The 12,323-nt window shown below is 63.9% G+C and carries 11 protein-coding genes; 9 read left to right on the forward strand and 2 right to left on the reverse strand.

Going from position 1 to position 12,323, the window contains the following annotated elements:
- Window positions 1-32: 32 nt before the first annotated feature.
- Both LL964_RS15865 and LL964_RS15870 read left to right on the forward strand, forming a co-directional pair.
- Window positions 33-605 carry a Panacea domain-containing protein gene (locus tag LL964_RS15865; RefSeq protein WP_104584484.1) on the forward strand — a complete coding sequence of 191 codons (573 nt, stop codon included), beginning with the start codon at window positions 33-35 and terminating at the stop codon, window positions 603-605.
- Between the two features lie 20 nt (window positions 606-625).
- Window positions 626-1,027, forward strand: coding sequence for a hypothetical protein (locus tag LL964_RS15870; protein WP_146092292.1), 402 nt, complete (start codon window positions 626-628; stop codon window positions 1,025-1,027).
- 665 nt (window positions 1,028-1,692) lie between these two features.
- Here LL964_RS15870 and LL964_RS15875 read toward each other — a convergent pair.
- Window positions 1,693-2,100, reverse strand: a complete 408-nt coding sequence (locus LL964_RS15875) for a hypothetical protein (protein WP_146092291.1) — start codon at window positions 2,098-2,100, stop codon at window positions 1,693-1,695.
- A gap of 56 nt (window positions 2,101-2,156) precedes the next feature.
- Here LL964_RS15875 and LL964_RS15880 point away from each other — a divergent pair, with 56 nt between their 5' ends.
- The 3 genes from LL964_RS15880 to LL964_RS15890 all read left to right on the forward strand — a co-directional run bounded on the left by LL964_RS15880 (window position 2,157) and on the right by LL964_RS15890 (window position 4,056).
- On the forward strand, window positions 2,157-2,726 hold the full coding sequence (locus LL964_RS15880) for a lipoprotein (protein ID WP_104584478.1): 570 nt from the start codon (window positions 2,157-2,159) through the stop codon (window positions 2,724-2,726).
- On the forward strand, window positions 2,726-3,172 hold the full coding sequence (locus LL964_RS15885) for a hypothetical protein (protein WP_104584476.1): 447 nt from the start codon (window positions 2,726-2,728) through the stop codon (window positions 3,170-3,172). The genes LL964_RS15880 and LL964_RS15885 overlap by 1 nt, the downstream gene beginning before the upstream one ends.
- A 557-nt stretch (window positions 3,173-3,729) precedes the next feature.
- Complete coding sequence (locus tag LL964_RS15890; RefSeq protein WP_104584474.1) at window positions 3,730-4,056, forward strand: hypothetical protein; 327 nt, start codon at window positions 3,730-3,732, stop codon at window positions 4,054-4,056.
- Window positions 4,057-4,283: 227 nt separating this feature from the next.
- On the opposite strand, the gene prpR is transcribed toward LL964_RS15890, so the two are convergent.
- Window positions 4,284-5,876 (reverse strand): propionate catabolism operon regulatory protein PrpR, encoded by a 1,593-nt coding sequence (gene prpR / locus LL964_RS15895; RefSeq protein ID WP_104584472.1) that lies wholly within the window; start codon window positions 5,874-5,876, stop codon window positions 4,284-4,286.
- A 145-nt stretch (window positions 5,877-6,021) separates the two neighbouring features.
- On the opposite strand from prpR, the gene prpB reads away from it, so the two are divergent.
- From prpB to prpF, 4 genes are all read left to right on the forward strand, one after another.
- Window positions 6,022-6,918: a methylisocitrate lyase gene (gene prpB / locus LL964_RS15900; protein ID WP_104584470.1), complete on the forward strand. Its 897-nt coding sequence runs from the start codon at window positions 6,022-6,024 to the stop codon at window positions 6,916-6,918.
- A gap of 75 nt (window positions 6,919-6,993) precedes the next feature.
- The gene (prpC, locus tag LL964_RS15905) at window positions 6,994-8,148 is read left to right on the forward strand and encodes a bifunctional 2-methylcitrate synthase/citrate synthase (RefSeq protein ID WP_104584468.1); all 1,155 of its coding nucleotides are present in this window, start codon (window positions 6,994-6,996) and stop codon (window positions 8,146-8,148) included.
- Window positions 8,149-8,322: 174 nt separating this feature from the next.
- Window positions 8,323-10,974, forward strand: a complete 2,652-nt coding sequence (acnD, locus tag LL964_RS15910; RefSeq protein ID WP_104584466.1) for a Fe/S-dependent 2-methylisocitrate dehydratase AcnD — start codon at window positions 8,323-8,325, stop codon at window positions 10,972-10,974.
- Window positions 10,975-11,034: 60 nt separating this feature from the next.
- Window positions 11,035-12,234: a 2-methylaconitate cis-trans isomerase PrpF gene (prpF, locus tag LL964_RS15915; RefSeq protein ID WP_104584464.1), complete on the forward strand. Its 1,200-nt coding sequence runs from the start codon at window positions 11,035-11,037 to the stop codon at window positions 12,232-12,234.
- Window positions 12,235-12,323 lie beyond the last annotated feature (89 nt).

Below are 12,323 nucleotides of genomic sequence, written 5' to 3' on the forward strand. Positions count from 1 at the left end.
TTGTATCCAGCAGCCGCACATGAGGTTATTCAATGCAAAGCCAATTCAAGGCAGAAAAGGCTATCGCTGCTATCGGCTATTTGGTCAACGAGACCGGGGCCGATCTCTATTCCGTGATGAAGATGCTCTATCTCGCAGATAAGCAGCATCTGCAGCGCTTTGGGCGCACTATCAGCGGTGATCACTACGTGGCGATGCCCAGAGGGCCGGTGCCTGACCGTGCCTACAACCTGTGCAAGTTCGTTCGCGGCAGCAGGGATCACTTCGACCCGTTGCCGACTGCACGTGAGTGGCTGAAGCTTGAGGGCAACGCCTTCCAGCTTTTGCGCGCCCCAGACATTGATGAGCTGAGCCGTTCTGACATCGACGCACTAAACCACGCCGCTGAGATCCATAAGGCCGGCAACTGGAAGGGCGTGTTTGATGCTTCTCACGACGATGCTTGGCGCGCTGCATGGGCATCTGCCGAGGCAAGCAACAATCGGTGTGCTGACATGGAGTTGGACGCCATTGCTGCCACTCTGCCCAATGGCCCTGCGCTGATCGAGTATTTAGCTGACCGCCACCCAGGAGAGGAGTCTGAGACTCCCTCAGTAGCGCACTGACCACCGGGGCTTCAGGGAGGATGCTGAAGATTCAAGTTGGGTCAGTTTTCCATATCTGGTGTTCGTTTTGCAGGCCGCCGAAGTGGAAGTTCTTCGTGGTCGCAACTATGCAACCAGAGCTTCGCTACTTTGTTATCAACTCTAATCCGGCCTCATTTCAGCGAATTGATGATGTGCTGATGGGGCACCAGGTGCAGCTACTTCAGGGCGAGCATTACTTCCTGAGGCGCGATTCGGTATTGGACTGCAGTGAGCTTGTTGGCGGTCCCACCGCGAGCGATCTTGAGGACCGCTATGCGCAAGATGCAAGGGTTCTCCTGGGACGGCTCTCTACGCCAGCGAGGCGCGCAGTGCGAGCCGTCACCAAAGACAGCGTGCTTTTGAGTGGAAAGGAAGTTGTCGCCATTCAAGGCGCTTGGTAAGAAGCCCCGCGAAAGCGGGGCTTTTTCGTTGGACAGAAGCTATCGTCGTGCCGAAGTAGGCGGCACCACCCATCGTGAGAGGAGTTTGCAATGACGCGAGATGATGAACTTGTCCGCACCCTGCTGCTCAACATTGAGCGCGTGCACAACGGAGCGCAGATCTGGGGCTCTGATGTTTCCCCAATCGGTGCAAAGCCAACTATTATTCCAAACACAAGCAACCCGACGAGTCCGCCATGTCTGCGTGACTCAAACCAAGGAGTCTCCGGGAAAAGCGGGGCGGTTCAATCTTCCTTGGCTAGGACGGTATGGGATTCGGAGTTTCCGGAGCCCTTACGAGCAATCCCCGGCGACTCGTGCACGTCCAACGTCTTGGATCGCGGCCTATCTGCGCTATCTGTCCACCGCCCGCCAGCTCGGTGGCCTGGTATGAGCGGTTGGCGGCACGCCGCGCGTGATCCGGTGTTTGCGGAGTGACTGGTCTCCAGGGCGCATCCGGCCAGGGGAGTGGGTAGCGTCTGGACTCATTGATGGCAGCGGCCTGCTGTGCGCCGCCAAGGGGGCAGTATGCCGACACCCTCTCGCACACATCCAGCGGCGCGAATCACCGCAGGCTGGCTCAGCACGTCGGCGCGATGCTACAGGGCCAAGGGGCATCGCGGGTGCTAGCGGGCGGGCGGCTCGACACCATCTAGGCGGTAGATGTGTGATTCAGCGATTGAAGCGCTTGGGCTTGCGGCTGGGCGGGGTGAGTGGGCCGACATCAGCTCGCTCATCCTCATCGAGTCGGCCGAGGGCATCTCGATGAGGATGGCCAGGCACTCGCACATATCCAGGGCCACGAACCACGGCAGGCCGACGGTGTCCTCGACCATCTGCAACGCGAGGTTTAAAAGATGATAGGCGGTGGTCGGCCCATCAGCAGTGGTCTCGCCTCGTCGTGCCAACGAAGCCGGAAGGGTGTCCGCACTATGGACCCCCTTTCCATTTACGGTGACATGGCGGTGCACCAGGCCGAGCGTATATGGGCGCTGTTTCGTGTACAGTCGCGCCGGCCAGGGATTGGCGATCAAGGCCCCCCTGGTGCGCCGGCCGCAATGACCGGGCTATCTAATTCACAGGGGGTTGTATGAAGAAGCTGTTGCTCGCTGCTGTCGCTGTTCTCGCGCTTGCCGGTTGCGCAAGCAATCCGCCGATGAACTTCTCCGTGCCCAACGTGGGCGTGGCGTCGAAGAAGGTCGATGCTGAGCTGAAGTCGCTAACGGTCACGCTGGCCCGGCCGGACGAAAAAACCGGGGAGCTGCCTGCTTGGGCTGAAGGGCAGATTCCCACGCTCTGGCAGTCCGCGCTTGTCGAGGCAGTCAACCGCATGGTGATCTTCCGCGACGACGCCCCGCGCAAGGTCAGTCTGTCGGTGAAGGTGTTGAAGCTCGACGTGCCATCGTTCGGGGCATCCATGACCACCGATTCTGCCGCGCGCTACGAACTGATCGACCGCGAAACAGGTGCGATCATTTACACGCAGGACATCGCGGCGTCCGGCACTGTTCCGGCGGGCTACGCGTTCGCTGGCGTGATCCGTGCGCGCGAATCCGTCAACCGGTCGGTGCAGAACAACATCGCCCAGTTCCTGCAGGCGCTGGAAACCGTTGATGCGTCCAAGCCGATGTTCCCAGCTGCGAAAGGAGCTGGGCAGTGATGAAGCTGCTGGCGCTGTTGCTAGTGTTGCTACTTGCAGCATGTGCGCCCAATGTCCGGCCTGACAGCTACGGCGTCGGCGCGGTGGGTCAGGTCAACCGCACCGTGTCCGGAGTAATCATCAGCGCCAGGCTGGTGAGCATCGACGGCACGCAGGGCGGCGGCGCCCTTGCCGGTGCCGGCATGGGCGGCATCGCCGGCTCATCGCTGGGTGGTAGTGGCCGTGCAAATGCCGCCGGTGCCATCGGCGGCATGGTCGTTGGCGCCATTGCGGGTGCGGCCGCCGAGCGCGGCGTGTCGCGCACGCAGGGCAGGGAGTACGTGGTGCAGACCGAGAACGGCAACCTCATGACCATCGTGCAGGGCGCCGACCCGGCATTGCCGGTCGGTCAGCGCGTGCTGGTGCTGTATGGCTCGCCGGCGCGGGTGATTGTCGACCCGCGGTAGCGCTTAACGCGGGCACGGCTGGGGTGCTCGGCCGTGCCTGCTGTAGACAGGTCCGCAACGGAGCTTGAGGCGCAGCAGCGCCTATCTCTAAAATGTCAACGGAGGGCGCCGCTGGCATCTGGCCCTTCAGCGCCGCATCGTTGGCGGCTTCGGGCTAACGTGGGTTGTTGCCTCCGGTGTGGCGGTGGCGTCCGTTTGGAAATGTTTGCTGTAATTCTTGAAGGCAATACTTCTGCCTGCTCAGATTGAGCAGATCGCGCGCGCCGCGGGCGCCCGCCAGCGACGGCCGTAGATGCGAGGGGCGATCGCCTGCAGTGCTTGCAGGCGCGGGTACGTAGAGACAGTCATCGGGTCGCTCGGTACTAGCGGAGGCAGGCATTACCGCAGATCGGTAGCCAGGATCAATGGTCGGCCGCAGGTCCTGTCGTGCGCAGCGCTAAGGTCTGAATGGTGGCTGCGACACGACGCACTGAAAGTTGCCGAGTTGGTCCCCGGTTGTTGCGAGCTCGACAATGAATTGCCATCCTGCAAGGCCCCCCTTTTGAGATGGAGTGGCGATGAAGACGCTGCTTGGACCTGTTTTGGTGGCGACCCTGGTGCTGGCAGGCTGCGCGCGCGATGTCGGCGAGCAGTACGTGGGCAAGTGGGTCAACGTGAAGTCGCAGAACAACGTCTTGAGCATCGAGCACAACGGCGAGAGCTTCATCATTCGCGATACCACGCCGGAGCTGTCCGGCAGTGGAGTCAAGACGAAGAATCATCCGGCGATCTTGAACAAGGGCGTGCTGCAGGTCTCCAGCGCCGATGGCACCGTCAATTACGCGATCGACCAGGCGACCGGTCATTTGAGTACTGGCGATACCGAGTACACGCGGGTCAAGTGAGCGCTGTACGCGCTTTGATGGCGAGTGCCTGGCAGCGGCGGCGCGATCACATCGCCGGCGCGGCGGCGCGATCACATCGCCGGCGTAGCAGCGCTCCCGTCGGGTGGAGCGCATCGCACGACCGGTTGCCGCTGACCGCAAATCCTGCGTTGCAAAGACGCGCCACCGAGGCTGCGCTTGCAGCCTGGGCAGGCAAGTCCCAAGGCCCGCAGCTGTCCTCAGGCAGATCATGTCGGCGCGTGCGTCTGCATCCAGCGCCACAAGGTGGTGCGCGAGACGCCGAGGGCCTGTGCGGCGAGGGCGCGATTGCCGTTTGCGCGATCCAGCGCTGCGCGGACCGCCGCTGCAGTGAGTTGCATGCGCGAGGTTGCAAGATCGGTAGGGTCCGATGCCGCCCCGCTGCCACTGCGCATATCGAATAACTCAGGCGCCCAGCTTTCCAGTTGATCCAGGCCAAGGCTGTCGCGCGGCTGAGCCTTCCAGTGGATGCACAGGCGTTCGACCAGATTGCGCAGTTCGCGCACGTTACCGGGCCAGGCGTGCGATTGCAGCCGCTGCAAGGCGTCTTCGGACAAGGGCGAGGCACCATTGCCCAATTGCTGGAAGTAATGCGCGAGCAGTAGCGCGATGGCGTCGGGTCGGTTGCGTAGCGGCGGCAGGGCGATGCGCAGTGCCGCCAGGCGATAGAACAGGTCGCGCCGGAAGCGGCCCTGCTCGACCAGGGCATGCAGGTCCTGCAGGCTGGCGGCGACCACGCGCACGTCCACCGCCACTGGCAGGGTGGCGCCGACGCGCAGCACCTCGCGTTCTTCCAGGACGCGCAACAGGCGAGTCTGCAGCGGCGTAGGGAGCTCGCCGATTTCATCGAGGAACAAGGTGCCTTCGTGCGCAGCTTCGATCAGGCCGGTGTGGCCGCCGCGGCGTGCGCCGGTAAAGGCGCCATCGCTGTAGCCGAACAGTTCGGCCTCCAGCAATGATTCGCTGATGGCGCCGCAGTTGATGGCGACGAAGCGGCCGCGCCGCCGGCTGCCGGCATGCAGTTGTCGCGCGACCAGTTCCTTGCCGGTGCCAGTCTCGCCGCTGATCAATACGGTGCCCGAATGTTGGGCGTACAGCTGTACCAGTTCGCGTGCGTGCCGCATGGGCGCGTCTTCGCCCAGCAGGGCGTCAGTGCGGCGGGCTCCGCGCGTGCTGCCACGGGGGGGCATGCGCTGCTGGCCGGTGGCGGCGCTGCCCAGCGCGATGGCCTGTTCGAGTGCTTGCCGCACCGACGCGGCCGAATACAGCAGCACGCCAGGCAGGCCGGCCTGCTCGGCGAAATCGATCGCCATTCCGGTGCCGACGATGACCTGGATGCCGGCAGTGCGCAGGTCGGCGATGCAGTCGCGCGCGTCTTCGGCGGTGACGAAGCGGCGATGCTCGATGTCCAGGCCGAAGCTGGTCTGAAAGGCCTGGAACGAGGGGACGTCGCTGGCATGTGTCACCACGCCGATGCGCGGTGCGATGCGGCGCGCGCGCGCCAGCGCCTCCATCAGGTCGAAGCCGGTGGCCTGGATCGGTGCCAGCGGCAATGCGAGGCGGCTGCGCAGGTACGCGGCATTGGAGCCACCAGCCACCAGTGCGTCGCAACGCTCGCGGCGCAGGCGCTGGCCGATGACGTCAACCGCCTCGGCGAAGCCCAGGTTGATCTGCTCTATGCGCGCGCGCTGATCGAATTCGGGGATGACATCGGCCAGCAGCCCGGTCAACCGCGAGACGCTCACGGTCCAGATAATGGGCGTGGCTGCATCCGGAGGGCTGGCAGGGGAGGGACTAGGCATCGGATGATTGCGTTTCAATAGTGTTTCATGTTGCAACAGGTGTTTCTTGCGTGCAACAGATGGGATGGTGACGTGTTTATTAATCAAGAACTTAAGCTTGGCATGCCGTTTGCGAACTTATCGCTATCTCATCGCAGGAATCGCCATGACCTCTTCTTCCACCGCCACTGCCGGCACGCGCTTCCGCGCAGCGCTGGCCGCCGAGTCGCCGTTGCAGGTCATCGGCGCGATCAACGCCAACCATGCGCTGCTGGCCCAGCGTGCGGGCTACCAGGCCATCTATCTGTCCGGCGGCGGCGTGGCGGCCGGCTCGCTCGGGCTGCCTGACCTGGGCATCAATACGCTGGAAGACGTGCTGATCGACGTGCGCCGCATCACCGACGTCTGCGAACTGCCGCTGCTGGTGGACGTGGACACCGGCTTCGGGCCGAGCGCGTTCAATATCGAGCGCACCATCAAGTCGTTGATCAAGGCGGGCGCGGCCGGGTGCCATATCGAAGACCAGGTGGGCGCCAAGCGCTGCGGGCATCGGCCGGGCAAGGAGATCGTGAGCCAGGGCGAGATGGTGGACCGGGTCAAGGCGGCAGCCGATGCCAAGACCGATCCGGCGTTCTTCCTGATCGCGCGTACCGATGCGATCCAGATGGAAGGCGTGGAGGCGGCCATCGAGCGCGCCATCGCCTGCGTCGAGGCTGGCGCGGACGGCATCTTCGCCGAGGCAGCCTACGATCTGGAGACCTACCAGCGCTTCGTCGATGCGGTGAAGGTGCCGGTGCTGGCCAACATCACCGAGTTCGGCAAGACGCCGCTGTTCACGCGCGAGCAGCTGGCGCAGGCTGGCGTGGCGATCCAGTTGTTTCCGTTGTCGGCGTTCCGTGCCGCCAACAAGGCCGCCGAAGCGGTCTATGCAGCGATCCGGCGCGACGGGCATCAACAAGCCGTGCTGGAGAGCATGCAGACGCGCGAGGAACTGTACGAACGCATCGGCTATCACGATTACGAGCAGCGCCTGGATGCGCTGTTCGCGCGTAAGGGCGCATGATCGCGCATTGCCGCGCACAGGTTCCGTCATTTCGTCAGTGACATCGCACTACGCCACCGTTTGGGAGCTCAACGCATGAACGACACCGCCATTCCCGGTTTCAAGCCGAAAAAATCCGTTGCCCTGTCCGGTACCGCCGCCGGCAATACCGCCCTGTGCACCGTGGGCCGTAGCGGCAACGACCTGCACTACCGCGGTTACGACATTCTCGACCTGGCCACCACCAGCGAGTTCGAGGAAATCGCTTACCTGCTGGTGCACGGCAAGCTGCCCAACAGCGGCGAGCTGCGCGGCTACAAGGCCAAACTGCGCTCGCTGCGCGGCGTGCCGGCGGCAGTGAAGGCGGCGCTGGAACAACTGCCGCCGTCGGCGCATCCGATGGATGTGATGCGCACCGGCGTGTCGGTGCTGGGCTGCCTGCAGCCGGAGAAGGACGACCACAATCATCCGGGCGCGCGCGACATTGCCGACAAGCTGATGGCCTCGCTGGGCTCGATGCTGCTGTACTGGTACCACTACAGCCATAACGGCAAGCGCATCGAGGTGGAGACCGATGACGATTCGATCGGCGGGCATTTCCTGCATTTGCTGCACGGGTTTACGCCAAAGGATTCGTGGGTGCGTGCAATGCACACCAGCCTGATCCTGTATGCCGAGCACGAGTTCAATGCATCCACCTTCGCCTGCCGCGTGATTGCCGGCACCGGCAGCGACATGTACAGCGCCATCGCCGGTGGTATCGGCGCGCTGCGCGGCCCCAAGCATGGCGGCGCCAATGAAGTGGCGTTCGAAGTGCAGAAGCGCTACGACACGCCGGATGAGGCCGAGGCGGATATCAAGGCGCGGGTGGAGCGCAAGGAAGTGGTGATCGGCTTCGGGCATCCGGTGTACACGGTGTCCGATCCGCGCAACAAGGTGATCAAGGACGTGGCGCGCGAGCTGTCCGAGGAGCAGGGCAGCCGCAAGATGTACGACATCGCCGAACGTCTGGAAACGGTGATGTGGGACATCAAGAAGATGTTCCCGAATCTGGATTGGTTCAGTGCGGTGAGCTACCACATGATGGGGGTGCCGACGGCGATGTTCACTCCGTTGTTCGTGCTGGCACGGACGGCCGGGTGGAGCGCGCACATCATCGAGCAGCGGGTGGACGGCAAGATCATCCGTCCCTCGGCGAACTACACCGGCCCGGAGGATCGGGTGTTCGTGCCGCTGGATCAGCGTGACTGACATCGTTGGTGGCAGCTGGCCCTCATCCGCCCTTCGGGCACCTTCTCCCGCACGCGGGAGAAGGAAGAGCGTCAGCGGCCAGTAGCAACACCGAAAATAGCAACACCAAAAACAGCAACAGCAACAGCAACCGCAACCGCAACAGACCCCGCCCGCTTCGTGATGTCGCCAGCCATGAATAGCCAGTACCGCAAGCCCTTGCCGGGCACTTCCTTGGATTACTTCGACGCGCGTGCAGCAGTGGACGCATTGCAGCCCGGCGCGTATGCGGCGCTGCCTTACACCGCGCGCGTGCATGCGGAAAACCTGGTGCGGCGCGCCGAGCCGCAGCAGCTGGAGGCCTACCTTCGCCAGCTGATCGAGCGCAAGCGCGAGCTGGATTTTCCGTGGTTCCCGGCACGGGTGGTCTGCCACGACATCCTGGGACAGACCGCCCTGGTGGACCTGGCCGGTCTGCGCGATGCCATCGCCGAGCAAGGCGGCGATCCGGCCCAGGTCAATCCGGTGGTGCCGGTACAGTTGATCGTGGATCACTCGTTGGCAGTGGAGTACGCGGGATTCGACAAGCAGGCATTCGCCAAGAATCGCGACGTGGAAGACCGCCGTAACGCCGACCGCTTCCACTTCATCGAGTGGACCAAGCGCGCGTTCGAGAACATGGAGGTGATTCCACCGGGCAACGGGATCATGCACCAGATCAATCTGGAGAAGATGTCGCCGGTGATCTACACGCTGGATGGCGTGGCGTTCCCGGATACCTGCGTGGGGACCGACAGCCATACTCCGCATGTGGACGCGTTGGGCGTGATCGCGGTCGGCGTGGGCGGGCTGGAAGCGGAGAACGTGATGCTGGGACGCGCTTCGTGGATGCGCCTGCCGGATATCGTGGGTGTCGAGCTGACCGGGCGGCCGGCGCCGGGCATCACTGCCACCGATATCGTGCTGGCGTTGACCGAGTTCCTGCGTCAGCAACGCGTGGTGGGTGCCTATCTGGAATTTTTCGGCAGCGGTGCCAGCGCGCTGACCATCGGCGACCGCGCCACCATTTCCAATATGACGCCGGAATTCGGTGCGACCGCGGCGATGTTCTACATCGATCAGCAGACCATCGATTACCTGCGCCTGACCGGTCGCGACGATGCGCAGGTGACGTTGGTGGAAACCTACGCACGCCACACCGGGCTGTGGGCAGACGACCTGGCAACAGCGCAGTACGAACGTGTGCTGCGGTTCGATCTGTCCAGCGTGGTGCGCAACATGGCCGGGCCCTCCAACCCGCACAAGCGGGTGGCCACCAGCGAACTGGCAACCCGCGGCATCGCCGGTGCCTGGGACGAAGCGCCGGGGCAGATGCCCGATGGCGCGGTGATCATCGCCGCGATCACCTCATGCACCAATACCTCCAACCCGCGCAACGTCATTGCCGCAGGCCTGCTGGCACGCAATGCGAATGCGCGTGGCCTGACCCGCAAGCCCTGGGTCAAGAGTTCGCTGGCGCCGGGGTCCAAGGCCGTGCAGCTGTATCTGGAAGAGGCCGGGCTGCTGAGCGAATTGGAACAGCTGGGCTTTGGCATCGTGGCGTTCGCCTGCACGACCTGCAATGGCATGAGCGGCGCGCTGGATCCGGCCATCCAGCAGGAGATCATCGATCGCGATCTGTACGCAACCGCGGTGTTGTCCGGGAACCGCAATTTCGACGGGCGCATCCATCCGTATGCCAAACAGGCGTTCCTGGCTTCGCCGCCATTGGTGATCGCCTACGCGATCGCCGGCACGGTGCGCTTCGATATCGAAAAGGACGTGCTCGGTATCGATGCCGCTGGTGTGCCGGTCACGTTGAAGGATCTGTGGCCAAGCGATGCCGAGATCGATGCCGTGGTGGCGCGCAGCGTCAAGCCGGAGCATTTCCGCAGCGTGTACGACCCGATGTTCAAGCGCAGCGTGGGGCAGGGCGCCCGCGTCAGCCCGCTCTATGACTGGCGCCCGCAGAGCACGTACATCCGCCGCCCGCCGTACTGGGAAGGCGCGCTGGCCGGTGTACGCACGCTGCAGGGCATGCGTGCGCTTGCGGTGCTGGGCGACAACATCACCACCGATCACCTGTCGCCCTCCAATGCCATCCTGGCCAGCAGTGCGGCCGGCGAATATCTGGCGCAGATGGGCGTGCCGGAGGAAGACTTCAATTCCTACGCCACCCACCGCGGCGATCACCTCACCGCACAGCGCGCCACCTTCGCCAATCCGAAGTTGATCAATGAAATGGCAGTGGTCGATGGGCAGATCAAGGCCGGTTCGCTGACGCGATTGGAGCCGGACGGGCAGGTGCTGCGCATGTGGGAGGCGATCGAAACCTACATGACACGCAAGCAGCCGCTGATCATCATTGCCGGCGCCGATTACGGGCAGGGCTCCTCGCGCGACTGGGCCGCCAAGGGCGTGCGGCTGGCGGGGGTGGAAGCGATCGTGGCCGAAGGCTTCGAGCGGATTCACCGCACCAACCTGATCGGCATGGGCGTGCTGCCGCTGGAATTCGAACCTGGAACCGACCGCAAGAGCCTTGGTATCGATGGCAGCGAGACCTTCGATGTGGCCGGTGAGCGCACGCCGGGCGCCACGCTGACACTCTCGATCCATCGGCGCAATGGCGAGCAGCTGCAGGTTCCGGTGACGTGCCGGCTGGACACTGCAGAGGAAGTATCGATCTACGAAGCCGGTGGTGTGCTGCAGAGGTTCGCGCAGGATTTCTTAGAGAGCCGGGATTCGGGATTGGCGAGTCGGGATTCGTTAAAGGCGATATCAGCACCGCAAGCGCATCAGCGTCCCTGATTCCTGGTTTCCTGCCGCCACTCAAATCCCCACTCCCGAATCCCCTTTCCCGGCCTTTTCATGACCCATCGTCCCCAACTCCGTATTCCTGCCACCTACATGCGAGGCGGCACCAGCAAAGGAGTGTTCTTCCGTCTGCAGGATCTGCCGGCTGCGGCACAGACGCCCGGGCCGGCCCGTGACGCGCTGCTGATGCGCGTGATTGGATCGCCCGACCCCTATGCCAAGCACACCGACGGCATGGGCGGGGCCACCTCCAGCACCAGCAAATGCGTGATCATCGCAGCCGCTTCGGTACCCGACCACGACGTGGACTACCTGTATGGCCAGGTCGCCATCGACACCGCCTTCGTGGACTGGAGCGGAAACTGCGGCAACCTCAGCACCGCAGTGGGGCCGTTCGCGATCAGCAACGGCTTCGTCGATCCGGCCCGCGTCCCGCGTGATGGCACCTGTACGGTGCGGATCTGGCAGGCCAACATCGGAAAGACCATCCTGGCGCATGTGCCGATCGTGGACGGGCAGGTGCAGGAAACCGGCGACTTCGAACTGGACGGCGTGACGTTTCCCGCGGCCGAAATACAGCTGGAATTCCTCGACCCGGCCGACGATGCCGAAGGCGAGGGCGGGGCGATGTTTCCTACCGGCAATCTCATCGACCAGTTGGACATTCCCGGCCTGGGCCGGCTCGATGCGACGCTGATCAACGCCGGCATTCCAACCATCTTCGTCAATGCGCGCGATCTGGGATACGCCGGCACCGAGTTGCAGGACGCCATCAATGGCGACCCGCGCGCGTTGACCATGTTCGAAACATTGCGCGCGCACGGCGCCGTACGGATGGGCCTGATCGCGACGGTGGAAGACGCAGCGACGCGGCAGCACACGCCCAAGGTCGCGTTCGTGGCGCCACCGGCCGACTACATCGCATCCAGCGGCAAGCCGGTGCGCGCGGACGGGATCGATCTGCTGGTGCGTGCGATGTCGATGGGCAAGCTGCATCACGCGATGATGGGGACCGCCGCCGTTGCCATCGGCACTGCAGCCGCCGTACCGGGGACCTTGGTCAGCCTGGCCGCGGGCGGAGCCGCGCGTTCGGCAGTGCGATTCGGGCACCCCTCCGGGACCTTGCGGGTCGGGGCCGAGGCGAACTGCGTCGACGGGCAATGGCAGGTGACCAGGGCACTGATGAGCCGCAGCGCACGGGTGTTGATGGAAGGCTGGGTGCGGGTGCCGGACGAGGCTGCAAGCACACGCTGAGGCCCGCGCTGGCGGGCGCCGGCATGTTTCTGCCGAAACTTGGTCTGAGACGGACGTTGCAGGTTCAGAGGATGGCGGCCTTGGCTGGT

Source organism: Xanthomonas melonis, from assembly GCF_020783655.1.
Taxonomy (GTDB): domain Bacteria; phylum Pseudomonadota; class Gammaproteobacteria; order Xanthomonadales; family Xanthomonadaceae; genus Xanthomonas; species Xanthomonas melonis.